This is a genomic window from Brachybacterium sp. SYSU DS0246 (assembly GCF_059391765.1).
Genome location: NZ_JBZXYT010000006.1, coordinates 51,027 through 66,029, shown reverse-complemented (window position 1 = coordinate 66,029; position 15,003 = coordinate 51,027). Strand labels below are relative to the sequence as shown.

The 15,003-nt window shown below is 71.8% G+C and carries 14 protein-coding genes; 11 read left to right on the top strand and 3 right to left on the bottom strand.

Going from position 1 to position 15,003, the window contains the following annotated elements:
- Positions 1-10 precede the first annotated feature (10 nt).
- On the bottom strand, positions 11-1,522 hold the full coding sequence (locus AC5020_RS04435) for an amidohydrolase (RefSeq protein WP_464987378.1): 1,512 nt from the start codon (positions 1,520-1,522) through the stop codon (positions 11-13).
- 97 nt (positions 1,523-1,619) lie between these two features.
- Here AC5020_RS04435 and AC5020_RS04430 point away from each other — a divergent pair, with 97 nt between their 5' ends.
- From AC5020_RS04430 to AC5020_RS04400, 7 genes are all read left to right on the top strand, one after another.
- A complete protein-coding gene (locus AC5020_RS04430) occupies positions 1,620-2,609 on the top strand; it encodes an ABC transporter ATP-binding protein (RefSeq protein WP_464987377.1) in 990 nt (329 codons plus the stop codon).
- Positions 2,606-3,394: an ABC transporter permease gene (locus AC5020_RS04425; protein ID WP_464987376.1), complete on the top strand. Its 789-nt coding sequence runs from the start codon at positions 2,606-2,608 to the stop codon at positions 3,392-3,394. Before AC5020_RS04430 ends, AC5020_RS04425 begins: the two co-directional genes overlap by 4 nt.
- 25 nt (positions 3,395-3,419) lie before the next feature.
- On the top strand, positions 3,420-4,586 hold the full coding sequence (locus tag AC5020_RS04420) for a sensor histidine kinase (protein WP_377792677.1): 1,167 nt from the start codon (positions 3,420-3,422) through the stop codon (positions 4,584-4,586).
- Positions 4,583-5,221 (top strand): response regulator, encoded by a 639-nt coding sequence (locus AC5020_RS04415; RefSeq protein WP_464987375.1) that lies wholly within the window; start codon positions 4,583-4,585, stop codon positions 5,219-5,221. Before AC5020_RS04420 ends, AC5020_RS04415 begins: the two co-directional genes overlap by 4 nt.
- A 33-nt stretch (positions 5,222-5,254) precedes the next feature.
- Positions 5,255-6,181: a bile acid:sodium symporter family protein gene (locus AC5020_RS04410; RefSeq protein ID WP_464987374.1), complete on the top strand. Its 927-nt coding sequence runs from the start codon at positions 5,255-5,257 to the stop codon at positions 6,179-6,181.
- 200 nt (positions 6,182-6,381) lie between these two features.
- Complete coding sequence (locus tag AC5020_RS04405) at positions 6,382-8,358, top strand: ABC transporter ATP-binding protein (RefSeq protein ID WP_464987373.1); 1,977 nt, start codon at positions 6,382-6,384, stop codon at positions 8,356-8,358.
- A gap of 133 nt (positions 8,359-8,491) precedes the next feature.
- Positions 8,492-9,325: a class I SAM-dependent methyltransferase gene (locus tag AC5020_RS04400; RefSeq protein ID WP_464987372.1), complete on the top strand. Its 834-nt coding sequence runs from the start codon at positions 8,492-8,494 to the stop codon at positions 9,323-9,325.
- A gap of 74 nt (positions 9,326-9,399) precedes the next feature.
- On the opposite strand, the gene AC5020_RS04395 is transcribed toward AC5020_RS04400, so the two are convergent.
- Complete coding sequence (locus AC5020_RS04395; protein ID WP_464987371.1) at positions 9,400-10,401, bottom strand: bile acid:sodium symporter; 1,002 nt, start codon at positions 10,399-10,401, stop codon at positions 9,400-9,402.
- Between the two features lie 95 nt (positions 10,402-10,496).
- Between AC5020_RS04395 and AC5020_RS04390 the strand changes: the two genes are divergently transcribed.
- The 4 genes from AC5020_RS04390 (at position 10,497) to AC5020_RS04375 (ending at position 14,095) form a co-directional block, all read left to right on the top strand.
- A complete protein-coding gene (locus tag AC5020_RS04390) occupies positions 10,497-11,741 on the top strand; it encodes an SHOCT domain-containing protein (protein ID WP_377015904.1) in 1,245 nt (414 codons plus the stop codon).
- A 226-nt stretch (positions 11,742-11,967) separates the two neighbouring features.
- Positions 11,968-13,212 (top strand): hypothetical protein, encoded by a 1,245-nt coding sequence (locus AC5020_RS04385; RefSeq protein ID WP_464987370.1) that lies wholly within the window; start codon positions 11,968-11,970, stop codon positions 13,210-13,212.
- Positions 13,213-13,248: 36 nt separating this feature from the next.
- Complete coding sequence (locus tag AC5020_RS04380) at positions 13,249-13,569, top strand: hypothetical protein (RefSeq protein ID WP_464987369.1); 321 nt, start codon at positions 13,249-13,251, stop codon at positions 13,567-13,569.
- A 1-nt stretch (position 13,570) separates the two neighbouring features.
- A complete protein-coding gene (locus AC5020_RS04375) occupies positions 13,571-14,095 on the top strand; it encodes an AAA family ATPase (RefSeq protein ID WP_464987368.1) in 525 nt (174 codons plus the stop codon).
- An 18-nt stretch (positions 14,096-14,113) separates the two neighbouring features.
- Here AC5020_RS04375 and AC5020_RS04370 read toward each other — a convergent pair whose 3' ends face one another.
- Positions 14,114-14,995, bottom strand: coding sequence for an NAD(P)-dependent oxidoreductase (locus tag AC5020_RS04370; RefSeq protein ID WP_464987367.1), 882 nt, complete (start codon positions 14,993-14,995; stop codon positions 14,114-14,116).
- Positions 14,996-15,003 lie beyond the last annotated feature (8 nt).

Below are 15,003 nucleotides of genomic sequence, written 5' to 3'. Positions count from 1 at the left end.
GCCGGCTCGGTCAGCTCGTGCCGATCGTCCCGCCGACGACGGTCGCCAGGACCTCCGCGGCCCGCAGCTTCTCCGCCGCCTCGCGCGCCGCGGTGTCGACCATGAGCCCGTCGGGCCCGAGCGGCACGTCGGCGAAGGGATCCTCGGCCAGCAGCACCACGTCTCCGGGGCCGCCCGCGCGCAGGGCCGTGATCCCGTCGGTCGAGGCGGCAAGAGCCTCGAGCGGCTGCAGCTGCTGCTCAGGGTGCCAGCCCTCGCGCTCGTCGGCGCTGCGGTGGACGGCGGCGGCCATCGCCAGCCACGGATCCAGCGGCGCCACGGGGGCGTCGGACCCCAGCGCCAGCGGGACGCCGGCCTCCAGCAGGTCCCGCAGCCGGAAGGCCTCGCCACCGCGTCCGGGCCACAGGTTCTCGGTGACGTCCCGGTCCTCGAGCAGGTGCGCGGGCTGGACCGAGGCCGTCACTCCCAGGGCCGCCATCCGCGCCACGTCGCGGTCAGTGAGCATCTGCGCGTGCTCGATGCGGGCGGCGATGCCGACCTGCTCGACGGCGTCGAGGGCGACCGCGGCGGCGGCGTCCCCGATCGCGTGGATCGCGGCCGTCAGCCCCAGCGCCTTCGCCCGGGCCAGTGCCGCGGTGAGCTGCTCGGGGCCGACGCTGAGCACGCCGCGGCCGGCGTACCCGTGCCCGTCGGTATAGGCCTCGCGGGTGTAGGCGGAATGGGAGCCGAGCGCGCCGTCGACGATCACCTTCAGCGGGCCCATCCTCACCAGTCCGGTCTCGTCGAGCACGGTGCCCGTCGGCCCCGGAGCGTTCTCGAGCTCGGCGATGTACACGGCGGTGCGCACCCGCAACCGGGGAGAGCGGGCTGGCCACTCGAGCCAGGGCCGCCCCCATTCCATGTCGACCAGGCCGACGACGCCGCGCTGGAGCGCCTGCCGCTGCATCATCGCCGCGCCGGTGGCGAAGGACTCGGCGACGCCGGGCAGCGCTGTCAGCTGTGGGGCGAGGTCGAACCACTCGTCCTCGGCGACGATTCCGTCCCGCGCCGGGAGCCCCAGCAGCTCCAGCGCCGCGGAGTTCAGCCAGGCGTGGTGGGCGTCGCCGCCGATCAGCACGGTCGGCACAGGGCCGGTGGCCTCGTCCAGCGCCGGCACCGTCGGCGGGACCGCGAAGTCGATCAGCCGGTGGCCGAATCCGATCAGCGCCTGTCGAGGATCGGTGCCGGTCTCGCGGCGGCGCCCGAGCTCGCGCCGGACCAGCTCGAGGATCACGCCGACGCTCCCGGCACCGCTGGTGTCGAGGCGCGAGTGCGCCTGGGCGAGCTGACCTGTGTGGACATGCTGGTCCCACAGGCCGGGGATCGCCGGCGCCCCGCCGCCCTCGAGGACCTCCTCCCCGGGGGAGCGGGTCAGCTCGGCGGCCACCTCGGTGATCACGCCGTCACGAACGCGCAGGTCCACCGGCCGGGCCGGGACCTCGCCGGAGGCGGCATCCAGGAGCCGCACCTGTCTGATCAGCACCGATCCAGCGTAGCTCCCCGCGCCATGACGACTGTCATGGGTCGAGGATGATCGCAGGGTCTGGGACCGGGGGCCGAGGCTCGCAAGACTCGCTGCCATGAACACCACGACCGCTCCCGGCCCCACTGCTCCCGCCCCCGGCCGTGCACCGCACGAGCCCCCTCCCGCCGCCGCCATCAGCCTGCGCGGCGTCACCAAGCACTACGGCCAGGTCCGCGCCGTCCAGGACCTCGACCTCGAGATCGGTCACGGCGAGATCGTCGCGCTGCTGGGCCCCAACGGCGCCGGCAAGTCCACCGCCATGGAGATGATGGTGGGCCTGGCCGGTCCCGACACCGGGGCGGTCAGCGTCCTCGGCGCCGACCCCGTCACCGCCACCCGCACCGGGCTGATCGGCGCCATGCTCCAGGCCGGGGCGCTGCTGCCGGACCAGAAGGTGCGGGCGATGCTGCAGATGCTGCACGCCCTCCAGGCTCACCCCATGCCGCTGGCCGACGCGGTCGAGCAGGCCGCCGTCGGCGATCTCCTCACGCGCCGCATCGGCGCCCTCTCCGGCGGCGAGGCGCAGCGGGTCCGTTTCGCGATCGCGCTGCTCGGCGACCCGCAGGTGCTGCTGCTGGACGAGCCCACCGTGGGCATGGACGTCGGCGCCCGCCGCGCCTTCTGGGACCAGATGCGCGCCGTCGCCGCCACCGGCCGCACCATCGTCTTCGCCACCCATCACCTCGAGGAGGCCGAGCGGGAAGCCGCCCGCGTGGTCGTCATGGACCGCGGACACGTCGTCGCCGACGGCACCGGAGCCGAGATCAGCGCGATCGTCGCCGGCCGCGTGATCACCCTCCGCGGCGCCGGGCCCGAGCAGCTCGCGCAGCTGCCCGGCGTCGAGAGCGCGGGGGTCGACGAGACCGACCCCGGTCGGGTCCGCGCGGTCTGCTCGGATTCCGACGCGGCACTGGCCGCCCTGTTCACGGCCCCCCTCGCCGAGGACGTCCACGAGGTGCTGGTCTCCGCGCCCGGCCTCGAGGAGGCGTTCCTGCACATCACCGACCACACGGACCCCGATGATCCCGAAGGAGCCCAGCGATGAGCACCGCAGCCCCCACCCTCCCCGTCCGCGCCTCGGCCGCCCCGTCGGCGGCCACCCGCACCGTGCGCTACGCGCTGCACACCACCCGCATGACCGTCAGCAACGTCATCTTCATGGTCTTCACCATCGCCCTGCCGGTCGGCATGTACCTGCTGTTCTCGATGATGCTCGGGGACATGGACGGCGGCCAGGCCCGCGGCATGGTCATGATCAACATGGCCGCCTACGGCGGGCTCGGCGCCGCCGTCACCGCCGGCACCCAGATCCAGGAGGACCAGCGCAACGGATTCCTGCGCCAGCTGATCGTGGCCGGGCTGTCGCCGCGCTCGTTCCTGGTCGGCTCCGTGATGGCCGCCAGCGCCGTGATCGTCCCTGCGCTGATCGCCGTGGGCCTGGTCGGGGCCGTCACCGGCGTCGAGACGGCCGTCGGCCCGCTCCTGGTGACCCTGGCCGTGCTGTGGCTGGGACTGCTGCCCACCATCCTGATCGGACTGGTGCTGGGCATGGTCCTCAAGGGCGGCGCCGCGATGGCCGGCGGCGTGGTCACCATGATGGCGATGGCGATCTTCGGCGGGCTGTGGATGCCGCTGGAGATGTTCCCGCAGTGGATGCAGGACTTCGGCCGCGCACTGCCCACCTACTGGATCTCCAGCCTCGGCGAATGGACCCTGTACGGAGGCGACCTGCCGGTGACCGGGCTGCTGGTGATCGGCGCCTGGACCGTGGTGCTGGCGGTGCTGTGCGCGGTGAGCATGTCCCGGGCCGTGGGCCTGACCCGCCGCTGAGGTGGCCGCTGACACAATGGCCCGCATGGAGACCACCGAGGCGCCGAGCTGGGGATCCTGGGCGCGCGGCAGCGAGAGCGAGGCCGCCGCCCGGCCCCTGACGCCGCGGGCGATCCACCGGGCGGCCGTCGACTCCGGCGGGCTGCCCTTCGCGCTGCCTCCGGTGATGTTCACCGCCGTCCCCATCGTCATGGCCTGGATCGACGGCCCCGGGCCGCGCGCCGCGGCCGTGACGCTGCTGCTCATGGTCTACGCCGCGCTGTTCATGTACGCCACCGGCGTCGGCCTCTACCCCCAGCGGGTGCGGCTGGCGTGGTTCGCGGTCTGCACGGGGCTGCTGCTGGTGCTCGTGCCGATACTCGGCGTGTACGTGCTGTACATGGTGATGTTCCAGGCGATGACGCACGTGCTGCTGCTGCCGTGGCGGTGGGCCGTGCCCTCCATGGTGGTGATGTGCATTCTCGTCGGCTCCACCGCGATCGCCGTGGGGGAGTACGTCGCGGCGGGACTCGCGATCATGGGGATGGTGATGGCCTGGGGGATCGGCTACGGCATCCGCCAGCAGATGCTGCAGGAAGAGCTCGAGGCGGCCCAGCAGCGCAACGCCGTGCTCGCCGTCGCCGCGGAGCGCGAGCGCATCGGCCGCGACCTCCACGACCTGCTCGGCCACTCCCTGACCTCGCTGACCATCTCCGCCCAGCTGGCGCGCCGGCTGCTGGAGAGCGACCCCGAGGCCGCCCGCGAGCAGCTGGTGCACATCGAGGACACCGTCCGTCAGGCGCTGTCGGACGTCCGCGCCACCGCCAGCGGGATGCAGGCCGTGCGCGCCGCGTCCGAGATCGCCTCGGCCCGTTCCGTGCTCGCCACCGTCGGCATCCAGGCCGAGGTTCCGACCGCGCTGCCGCCGCTGCCTGACGAGCGCGCCGAACTGTTCGGCTACGTCATCCGCGAGGGCGTGACCAACATCGTGCGCCACTCCGGCGCCACCCGCGCCACGATCGCGGTGGACGAGAACTCGGTGAGCGTCAGCGACAACGGCACCGGCTTCCCGGAGACCGCCCGCCGCTCCGGGCTGCAGGGCCTCGAGGCCCGTGTCGCCATCGCCGGCGGGCACCTGGACGTCGACTCCGGGGAGGGCGGCACCCGGCTGACCGCGACCATGGGGGCAGTGACCATGGGGGAGGCGGCATGATCCGGCTCGTGGTCGCCGACGACCAGTCGATCCTGCGCTCGGGCCTGGTCGCTCTGCTGCGCCTGGAACCGGACCTGGAGGTGGTCGGTGAAGCGGCCGACGGGGCGAGCACCCTCGCGGCCGTGGCCGCGCACCGCCCCGACGTGCTGCTGCTGGATGTGCAGATGCCTGCCGGCGCCTCGGCCGACGGCACGCCCGGCCCCGAGGACGGCATCGCCGTCGCCGAGGCGCTGCGGGAAGCACCTGGCACCGGCCCCCGCATCATCGTGCTGACCACGTTCGGTCGCGCCGGGTACCTGCGCCGCACCATGGAGGCCGGGGCCCAGGGCTTCATGGTCAAGGACACCCCCGTCGAGCGGCTGGTGGACGCGATCCGCCGCGTCGACCAGGGGCTGCGGGTGGTCGACCCCGAACTGGCCGCGCAGTCCCTCGCCGTCGGCCCCAGCCCGCTGACCCCGAAGGAGACCGAGGTACTGCAGGCCGCCGCCACCGGTGCCGGCACCGCGCAGATCGCCGCCACCCTGTTCCTCAGCGAGGGCACCGTGCGCAACCACGTCTCCGCCGCGATCGGCAAGCTCGGGGTCAGCAGCCGCGCCGAGGCCGTGAGGACCGCCTCGGACAATGGCTGGATCTGACCATCACGCGCCGTGCGCGCGTAACCTTTCGTGGTGCACACGATCGGATCCCTGCTGAGTCTGCTGATCGACGTCAGCGTCCCCGCATTCGCGATCGCGTCGATGCTGTCCATGGGTCTGCGCACGCCGCTGCGCGCCTTCGCCCTCCAGATGCGGGACCGGCGCACCGTCTTCTCCGTGCTCGGCGCCAACTTCGTGGTGATCCCGGCGGTGGGCACGCTGATCGTCTGGCTCCTGAACGGGCTGCTGCCCCACCACACCGGCGAGGGCTTCGTCATCGCCCTGTGCGCGGCGGGCGCGCCGTTCGTCCTGCAGCTGGGAGCGATGGCCCGCATCCCCTACGGCGAGACCGCCGGGCCGATGGCGGTGCTGCTGCTCGGCTCGATCGTCTTCATGCCGCTGGTGGTGCCGCTGCTCCTGCAGGACATCGAGGTCGACGGCTGGGCCGTGGCGCGGCTGCTGCTGGGCACGATGCTCTCCCCGATGATCGCCGGTATCGCCATCGCTGCGGTCTTCCCGCACCACGCCGACAGATTCGCGCGCACCGCAGGCACGGTCGCCGCCGTCGCCGCGGTGCTGATGTTCCTCTCCGGTTTCGGCTCCAACTCCGCCCTGGTGCTGCAGCTGATCCTCTCCCCGGTGCTGCTGGTCGCCGCGGGCCTGGTGGCGCTGGCCTTCGTCGCCGGCCGGGTCGCCGGCGATCTCGCCGGGGACGTGCTGACGGTGCCCGACGGGCCCGCGATCCTCTCCAGCCAGCGCAACATCGCCGCCGCCCTGCTGGTGGCCCGCTCCGACGGCGTCACCGATTCGGTGACCATCGCGATCCTCCTGCTCAGCGCCGTGGGCTTCGTGATGCTCGTGCCCTATGCCCTGGTCACCGGCCTGGCCCGGCGGCGCCGGGCGGGGGAGAAGAGCTCGGTCGGGGTGCTGCTGGGCGTCGTCGGCCCCAAGACGGACTGAGGCGCGGCCACGTCGCACGTTCCGGGCCGTCCCCGCTCGCACGTGGCAGCCGCCTCCTCACGCCGGAGCGCCCCGGGATCCGTGAGTCGGTTGGATCCGGGCACCCATACCAACAACCTCGCGGATCCCGCGGTCGCGTTCTGCTCAGCTCGGGGCGGAATCCAGTGGGCTCGTCGGGGTCGGCGACATAGGCTGGCAGGGTGTCGTCCCTCCTGCGCATCATCCGTTTCACCCGCTCCCTCGCCCCTCTGTACGCCGCGGTCATCCTCGCCTCGGTCCTCACCGCGGTCGCCGGACTGGTGGTGCCGTTCCTGATCGGGAACGCGACCGACACCGTCGCCTCCGCCGTCAATGGGGAGACGCCCACCGGCACCGCTGTGCGCACCGTCCTGCTGATCGCCGGCGCGGTGCTGCTGGCCGAGCTGGCCAACACCGTGGTCTCCAACGTCGGCGGCTGGTTCGGCGACGTGATGAGCAACCGGATGCGCACCATCCTCTCGGTGCGCTACTACGACAAGCTGCTCCACCTGCCCCAGCGCTGGTTCGACGGCGAGGTCACCGGCACCATCGTGGCTCGGCTGAACAGGTCGATCACCGAGATCACGAACTTCGTGAAGATGATGTCGAACAACTTCGCGTCGATGCTGATCACGACCTTCGCCGTCCTCGTGATCAGCGCCTGGTACGCCTGGCCGCTGGCGCTGCTGCTGCTGATCGTCTTCCCCGTCTACGTGTGGCTGACCTCGCTGACGTCGGTGAAATGGCAGCGGCTCGAGGGGGAGAAGAACGAGCAGGTCGACATCGCCTCCGGCCGTTTCGCGGAGGTGGTCGGGCAGATCCGCGTGGTGAAGTCGTTCGTGCGCGAGCGCGGGGAACTGGCGGACTTCTCCCGTCGCTTCCGCTCCACCGACGCCACCACCCGGGAGCAGTCCTCGCACTGGCACCGGATGGACATCATCCGCCGCGCATTCCTGAACCTCATCTTCTTCGGCATCTACGCGATCATCTTCGTGCGCACCGTCCAGGGTCAGTTCTCCCTCGGTGAGATGGTGCTGCTGGTCCAGCTGATGACCATGGCCAAAGCACCGGTGGAGTCGATGAGCTTCGTGATCGACTCCGCGCAGCGCGCGATCGCGGGCTCCAAGGACTACTTCCGGGTGATGGAGACCCCGGTCGATCCGCGCACCGCCGCCGTGATGGCTGCACGCCCGGCCGATGCTCCGGACGCCGGTTCGGCCGACGGGCGGGCGGCCGAGGCCCCGATGCTCGTCGGTGCCGGCGCATCGGGTCCCGGCGCTGCCGACGGATCGGCCTCGGGTTCCAGCTCTGCTCCCGCCGACGGGTCTGCTCCCGCGGCCGGTTCCGCCGTCGCCACGCTCACCGAGTCGCCGCTGATCGAGCCGGTGCCCGGCGCGCCCGTGGTCGCCTTCGAGGACGTCAGCTTCGCCTACGAGGACGGCGAGGACGTGCTGCACGGGATCGGCTTCCACATCGAGCCCGGCGAGAAGATCGCCCTGGTCAGCGAATCCGGAGGCGGCAAGTCCACCATCGTGAACCTGCTGCTGGGACTGTACGAGCCGCGCACCGGCAGCATCGAGGTGATCGGCCACCCCAGCGCCGACCTGCCCCTGGACCAGCTGCGCGCCCACATCGGCGTCGTCTTCCAGGACGCCTCCCTCTTCTCCGGCACGATCCAGGAGAACATCGCCTACGGTCGCCCCGAGGCGAGCGAGGAGGAGGTCCGCGAGGCCGCCCGCCGCGCCAACGCCGACGCCTTCATCCGTCGCTTCCCCGAGGGCTACCAGCAGGTGATCGGCGAACGCGGCCTGAAGCTCTCCGGCGGTCAGCGCCAGCGCATCGCCGTGGCCCGCGCGATCCTCAAGGACGCCCCCGTGCTGGTCCTCGACGAGGCCACCTCGGCGCTGGACACGAAGGCGGAGATCCAGGTGCAGAAGGGCCTGGACGAACTGATGGCCGGCCGCACCTCGCTGATCATCGCCCACCGCCTGTCCACGATCGCCGAGGTGGATCGCATCATCACCCTGCGCGAAGGCGTCATCGACGAGATCGGCTCCCCGTCCGAGCTCGCCGAGACCGGGGGCATCTACGCCCAGCTGCTGGACCTCCAGAGCTCCGGCGACACCCGGCGCCTCGCCAAGTACGACATCACGGGCTGAGTCGCTCGATCGGCGCCCGACGGCCCAGATCTGGAGCACCCCCTCGTTGAGGCCGGAACTGACCTGTCAAAACGGCCTTCCAGAGGGGGTGGTGGGGTCCGCGCGGGTGCGTCGGTCAGGAGAAGATGGAGCCATGGCATGGGACGGCGTGGCAGAGGCGTACCGGCGGTCATTCGCGACCCTCTGCAGGGGCGCCGTGCCCGCTCTGCTGGAGGCCACGGCACCGGCCGTCTCGCATCTCGACGTCGGCTGCGGGACCGGTGATCTCGCGCTCGCCGCGGCCCGGGCCGGGCGGCGGGTGGTCGCGGCGGACCCGGAGCCCGACATGGTGGCGCTGACCCGTCGGACGGTCGAGGCCGACGGCGCGGGCGTGAGCGTCGTGGAGGCCGGGGCCCCGGGACTGCCGTTGCCGGACGCGGTATTCGACGCGGTCACCGCCAACTTCGTCGTCAACCACGTGCCGGAGCCCCGAGCCACCATGGCGGAGCTCGCGCGGGTCGCGACACCCGGAGGACGGCTCGCCATGACCATCTGGCCGGCCGAGCCCGGGCCCCATCTCGCGGCGTATGGGCAGGCCGCCCGGGACGCGGGTGCCGTGCCCGTGGCGAGCACGCGCCTTCCTCCGGAGCTCGACTTCCCGCGCACGCCGCACGGCCTGGCAGACCTGGCGCGTGGTGCCGGGCTGCGCGTCGAGAGCGCCGGGGAGATCACCTGGACCTGGCACATCACCGCCGACGACCTCATGGCCGGGATCGCGGGAGGCGTCGCCACCCCTGGCCGAATCCACCGCGCCCAGAAGCCAGAGGTCCGCGCCGCCATCGAGCGGCGAGCGCGGGAGCTGTGGAGCGCGTACGCCACGGACGGCGGAGGTGGCGTGGCCGACGCACCAGGCATAACCGGCGCCACGCTCGCCTTCCCCGTCTCCGCCGTGCTCGTGTCCGCCGTCGTCCCCGTCGAGACCGCCTGAGTTGTCGCTGACCGAGGGTCATAGCGACCACTGAGAGGCTCTCGAGGGGACAGAAGCTCCCATCGCGAGCCGACTCACCCCTTCAGCAGCCGCGGCAGCGCCCGCACCAGCACCACCATGCCCACGAGCTCCACGACCGTCTGCGTGACCACCGCCGCCGGGACCAGCGCCAGCTGCGCAGGCATCGCCAGGGCCAGCGGGAGGACCACCAGCGAATTCCGGGTGGCACCGGAGAAGGTGAGCGCCCGTGCCGCGCGCACCTCGAGGCGGGCCACGCGCGAGAGGAGCAGGCCCGCTGCCGTGGCGAGGGCGAGGAAGGCCGCATAGACGGGCACCAGCGCCAGCAGCTGCATCCCACCGGTGCGGATCAAGGGGACTTGGGAGCCGATCGCCGTGACGAGGACCAGCACCATCAGCGGCACCATCGTCGCCGAGAGATCCCAGCGCGGTGCGACGCGCTGGATCAGCATCGCGGCTGCCAGCGGCAGCAGGATCAGCAGGACGAGAGCGCGTATGAACGGGCCGACGTCGATCAGGTCCGCGATACCGCTCGCGCCGCCGCCGAGCAGCGGCACCAGCACCGGCAGCGCGAGCATCTGGGCGAGCATCAGCACCGGAGTCGCGGCGAGCAGACGCTCCCGGTCGCCGCCGGCCAGGGCCGTGAAGACGATGACGTAGTCGATGCACGGGGCCAGCAGCACCAGCAGAGCACCGATCAGCAGAGCCGGGGAGGCGGCCAGCGGACGCGTGATCGCCCAGACCACCACGGGGACGACGACGAAGTTCAGGACCAGGAGCGCCGCGAGGAAGCGGCCGTCGGCCGCAGAGACCCGGAAGCGTGTCAGCGGCACCCCGAGGAAAGTGACCAGCAGCAGGGCCGCGATGGACGGCTCGACCGCGGTCTCCATCGCTCCAGCGGCGCGGGGCAGCAGTGCGCCGAGGACGGCGCCGACCGCGATCGCCGCGAGATAGATCGGCACCTGGCGACGCTCGAGACGGCCGGCCCAGGCCGCGAGCGCGCTCGTCGCACCGCGCGCGTTCCGCTCGCGGGGCTCGACACCTCGGCTCCCGTCCATGGGTCGCTACGGTAGTGCGAGCGGCTCAGGGGGCGTTCGGGGGCACGGGATAGCATGTCTCCCGTCACACGTCCGGGGGCGACGAAGGAGCTCACATGGGATTCATCCAGGCATTCAAAGGCGCGATCGGCGGGATGTTCGCCGACCAATGGCAGGACTTCCTCACCGTCCCGAACGGGCTGCCGCAGACCGCGGCGCTGTTCCCGGCCGTGCCGCGCGGCACCAATGCCGGTCGCGGCTCCAACGTCCGCGGCTCGGAGAACGTCATCACCAATGGCTCACGGATCCTCGTGCCCCAGGGCTACGGTCTGATCACCGTGGTCGACGGGCGGGCCACGGGCCTGATCACCGAGGCCGGCGGCTACGAGTTCAATGATCAGTCCCCGGACTCGCGGTCCGTGTTCGCCGACGACGGCATCCTCGCCTCCACCGTCGGCATGTCCTGGGAGCGCTTCAAGTTCGGCGGCCGGCCCACTTCGCAGCAGCTCGGCTTCTACGTCAGCCTCAAGGAGATCCCGGACAACAAGTTCGGCACCCAGTCGGAGATCTACTGGGACGACGCCTACCTCAACGCCCAGGTGGGCGCTGTCGCGCGCGGCTCCTACACGATGCGGATCATCGACCCGCTGCTGTTCGTGCACAACTTCGTGCCCGCCACCTTCATCGGCCCGAACGCCCCCGTCTTCGACTTCTCCGATCCGGACAACGCCGCCGGCAACCAGCTGTTCCGCGAGGTCGTCGGCTCCCTCGCCCAGGCGTTCTCGCGCTACACGAACGATCCGGACAAGGGCAACCGCATCTCCCGCATCCAGGGTGACTCGGTGGGCTTCGCCCAGTCCCTCTCCGCCGCCGTCGAGGAGGGTTACCGCTGGTCCACGGACCGCGGCCTGGCCATCGTCAAGACCGCCATCGCCTCGATCGAGTACGACCAGCGCACCCGTGAGCTGCTCACCGACGTGCAGAAGGCCGACGCCCTCTCCGGTGCCCGCTCGCAGTCCTTCCTCAATCAGTCCGTGGCCCGCGGCGTGGAGAACGCCGGCGAGAACGGCGGCGGCGCTGGGCTGGCCATGTTCGGTGCCGGCATGGGAGCCACCGGCGGCCTGGTGAACCCGGCACAGCCCTGGGCGCCGCCCGGGCAGCAGGGCGGCCCGGCGCAGGGTGCGCCCCAGGGCGGCGCCCCGCAGCAGGGCGGCCAGCAGGCGCCTCAGGGCGGCCAGCAGGCAGCGCCGCAGCAGGAGGATCCGGTGGCCAAGCTCGCCCAGTACAAGGAGATGCTGGATCAGGGCCTGATCACTCAGGAGGACTACGACGCGGCGAAGAAGGCCGCCCTCGGTCTCTGAGATGTCCGTACCTCCCGAGCGCCCGGAGTGGGCGCGCCCGGACCAGCCCGCCCGGCCGCCCGCCGAGAGCGGGCGGGAGCCGGCCGTGCAGGGACCGCCGGGGCAAGGCGGACCGCCTCCCTCCGGTCAGCAGCCCGGCTCCCCGCACCAGTCCGGGCCGCCGCAGCAGTCGGGGCCGCCGCCCCAGCAGTCCGGGCCGCCGCAGCAGGGGAAGTCCCCTGCGCAGATGCTCGGTGACGATCAGATCGCCGGAGCGACGGAGGCCGCGCGCCAGCACGCCGCACACCGGATCATCGACACCAGCTCGGGCCGCAGCGACGGACTGAGCAAGTGTCCCCGCTGCGGCAGCACGGACATCAAGTACTCACTGAGCGCCAAGGCGCTGGTCTGCGCGTACTGCCGTCATCAGTGGAACGAGGACAACGCCGAGCAGGCCTTCGGCTTGGATTCCTCGATCGCGGAGCTGCAGGGCCACACCATGGCCTCGGGCACGGCGGACATCCGTGAGGACGTCTCGGTGGTCACCCTGAAATGCCAGGGCTGCGGCGCGGAAGTCGTCATCAACGTCGACCAGGAGCTGCAGGCCCGCTGCCACTGGTGCCGTCAGACTCTGTCCGTCAACACCCAGATCCCCAACGGCGCGGTCCCCGACGCGGTGCTGCCCTTCGAGCTCACCCGCGAGCAGGCCATCGAGCGGATCGACGAGTTCGCCGGCAAGCGCAAGGCCTTCGCGCACGGCCGCTTCAAGCAGGAGTTCGTGCCCGACAACGTGATGGGCGTGTACATCCCGTACATGGTCGTCGACGGGAACATGCACGCCGTCCTCGGCGGCACCGGCGAGGTCACCACGCGCCAGTACACGGTGCGCCGCCGGGTCGGCAAGGACAACTACGTCACCGAGACCTACTACGACGCCGACGTCTACAACGTCCAGCGTGCCTTCGACCTGCTCGTGGACGACCTGACGGTGGAATCCGCCCAGCGCTTCAACGCTCGCGACAACTCCCAGGCGACCAACAACATCCTCAACGCCGTCCAGCCGTACGACACGGAGAACGCGGTCGCCTACAACTCGAACTACCTCAAGGGGTTCACCTCCGAGCGCCGCGACCTCGACGTGCAGGACGTCGATGACGCGGTGGAGGACAAGTTCCTGGCCATCGCGCGCGCGAAGGCGCTGCCGACCATCGGCCGCTATGACCGCGGCGTGCGCTGGGAGCAGGAGGGCGTCGCCGTGCACGGGACCCGCTGGGTGGCGGTGTACGTGCCGGTGTGGCTGTACAGCTACGCGGACTCCGCCAAGGGCGAGAACTCGCTGACCCACTACATCGCCGTCAATGCGCGCAACGGCAACACCATGGGGTCGGTGCCGGTCTCGCATCCGAAGATCTTCGCGGTCGCGTGCCTGGCCGGCAGCGTCGCCGCGGCGGTCGGCGCGGTCGTCGGCTTCGGCTGGTTCTTCGCAGGATGAGGGCGTCGAGAATGGATGAGGAAAGGGGCCGAGACGATGCTGCCACTGCTCGCTGAGCTGGCCGGGGATCCGGCGACCACGATGCTGCTGGCCGACGGGGACTCCCGGGTCATCGGCCTGTCCTTCCCGTTCCTGGCGGGGCCGGCCGTGTTCGCCGCGGTCTACGGCGGCATCTACCGCTACTACCGCAACACCGACAAGCGCCACCACTTCGAGAAGGAGACCGAGGTCTCCGTCGGCAACCTCAAGCAGCGCGACGCGAAGGTCGGCACCAACAACCGCCAGAAGTCCCGCACCATGAGCGGGGACAACTCCACCGACCACCTCAAGAGGGTCCGCCGGATCGCGGTGGACTGAGATGGGGTCTCCCTCGGCGCGCGCCCTGCTGATCACCGGTGCCGTCGGTGTCGGCAAGACCACGGTGACCGACGCCGTCGGCAGCGAACTCGCCCGCCGCGGCGTGCCCGGGGCGGCCATCGACCTGGACGGGCTGCGGCGCTGCTGGCCCGCTCCCGACGGCGACCGTTTCCACGGCCGGCTCGAGCTGGCGAACCTGCGCGCCGTCTCCGTGAACTACCGGGACGCCGGGGCACGAGTGCTGGTCGCCGCCGGCGTGCTCGAGCGTCGCGCGGACCGTACGCGTTACGAGGACGCTATGGGGTGCCCGTTGACGGTGGTGCGGCTGCAGGCGCCGCGTGACCTGGTCCGTGCCCGGCTGCACCGGCGCCACGAGCTCGACCCGGATGGCCTGGACTGGCATCTGGAGCGTTTCGACGAGCTCACCGAGATCCTCGACGCCGCCCACGTGGAGGACGTCTCCGTTCCCGTCGCCGCGACTCCCGAGCAGACAGCGCGGGCGGTGCTGAGCGCCGTCGGTCTCTGAGCCGGCGGCCCGAAGCCGTCACTGCCCGGTGGGCTCGGCCCTCGGCAGCAGCATCGTCGAGAAGTCGTGCTCGCCGTGGTCGGCGGCGATCTCCGCCTCCAGGGAGGCCAGCGCCCCGCGCAGTGCGGGCAGATCGGAGCTGGGTCGTGCGGGCCCGTCGGCCGACGCGGAGGTGACCGTGTCGATCATGAGCCGGGTGTCCTTGGCGATCGCATTCGCGGAGAAGTCTCCACCCTCGGTGCTGCGTTCCCCGCGCACGAACGGGCCCTTCATCCCGGCGATGACCGCGAGCCCGGTCGAGCCGAGCATCTCGAGGGTCTCCTCGTCCGTGGCGCCCGCCGCCTCTCCCAGGGCCAATGCTTCGCGCAGACCCTGCGCTGTCACCGCGAGCGCCAGGTTCGCCAGCAGCTTGCCGGTGGCGGCCCGGCGACCGGACTCGACGCCGTGCAGGCGCTCCGGGTCCGCCCACGGCGCCACCAGCTCCGTGACCTGCGCGCGCAGCGCGTCGTCCGGGGTGCCGACGTAGACGCCGAGGGTGCCGTTGCGGGCGGGGCCCAGGGTGCCCAGGATCGGCACGCCCACGTAGGTGGGGACGGCCGCGGCGAACTCGTCGGCGTCAGCGGGGGAGACGGTGGTGGTGTCCACCCAGGGGACGCCCGCCGGGATCAGACCGGGGCCGGTCACGGTCTCGCGGACGGTGTCGGGACCGAACAGCGCGGTGATCACGACTTCGGCTCCGTCGACCGCCTCCGACGGGCTCTCGGCCACCGCGGCCCCGGCGTCGGCGAGGCGGGCGGTCTTCTCCCGCGTACGGTTCCAGACGGTGAGCTGATGATCGGGGATCAGGTGGAGGGCCAGTTCGGTGCCCATACGGCCGGTGCCCAGGAACGCGATTCTCATGCGTCCAG

Coding starts and splice junctions, on each gene's coding strand:
- AC5020_RS04380 (WP_464987369.1), top strand. CDS start 13,249: ATGCTGCCACTGCTCGCTGAGCTGGCCGGGGATCCGGCGACCACGATG.
- AC5020_RS04430 (WP_464987377.1), top strand. CDS start 1,620: ATGAACACCACGACCGCTCCCGGCCCCACTGCTCCCGCCCCCGGCCGT.
- AC5020_RS04390 (WP_377015904.1), top strand. CDS start 10,497: ATGGGATTCATCCAGGCATTCAAAGGCGCGATCGGCGGGATGTTCGCC.
- AC5020_RS04400 (WP_464987372.1), top strand. CDS start 8,492: ATGGCATGGGACGGCGTGGCAGAGGCGTACCGGCGGTCATTCGCGACC.
- AC5020_RS04395 (WP_464987371.1), bottom strand. CDS start 10,401: ATGGACGGGAGCCGAGGTGTCGAGCCCCGCGAGCGGAACGCGCGCGGT.
- AC5020_RS04415 (WP_464987375.1), top strand. CDS start 4,583: ATGATCCGGCTCGTGGTCGCCGACGACCAGTCGATCCTGCGCTCGGGC.
- AC5020_RS04375 (WP_464987368.1), top strand. CDS start 13,571: ATGGGGTCTCCCTCGGCGCGCGCCCTGCTGATCACCGGTGCCGTCGGT.
- AC5020_RS04420 (WP_377792677.1), top strand. CDS start 3,420: ATGGAGACCACCGAGGCGCCGAGCTGGGGATCCTGGGCGCGCGGCAGC.
- AC5020_RS04385 (WP_464987370.1), top strand. CDS start 11,968: ATGCTCGGTGACGATCAGATCGCCGGAGCGACGGAGGCCGCGCGCCAG.
- AC5020_RS04425 (WP_464987376.1), top strand. CDS start 2,606: ATGAGCACCGCAGCCCCCACCCTCCCCGTCCGCGCCTCGGCCGCCCCG.
- AC5020_RS04370 (WP_464987367.1), bottom strand. CDS start 14,995: ATGAGAATCGCGTTCCTGGGCACCGGCCGTATGGGCACCGAACTGGCC.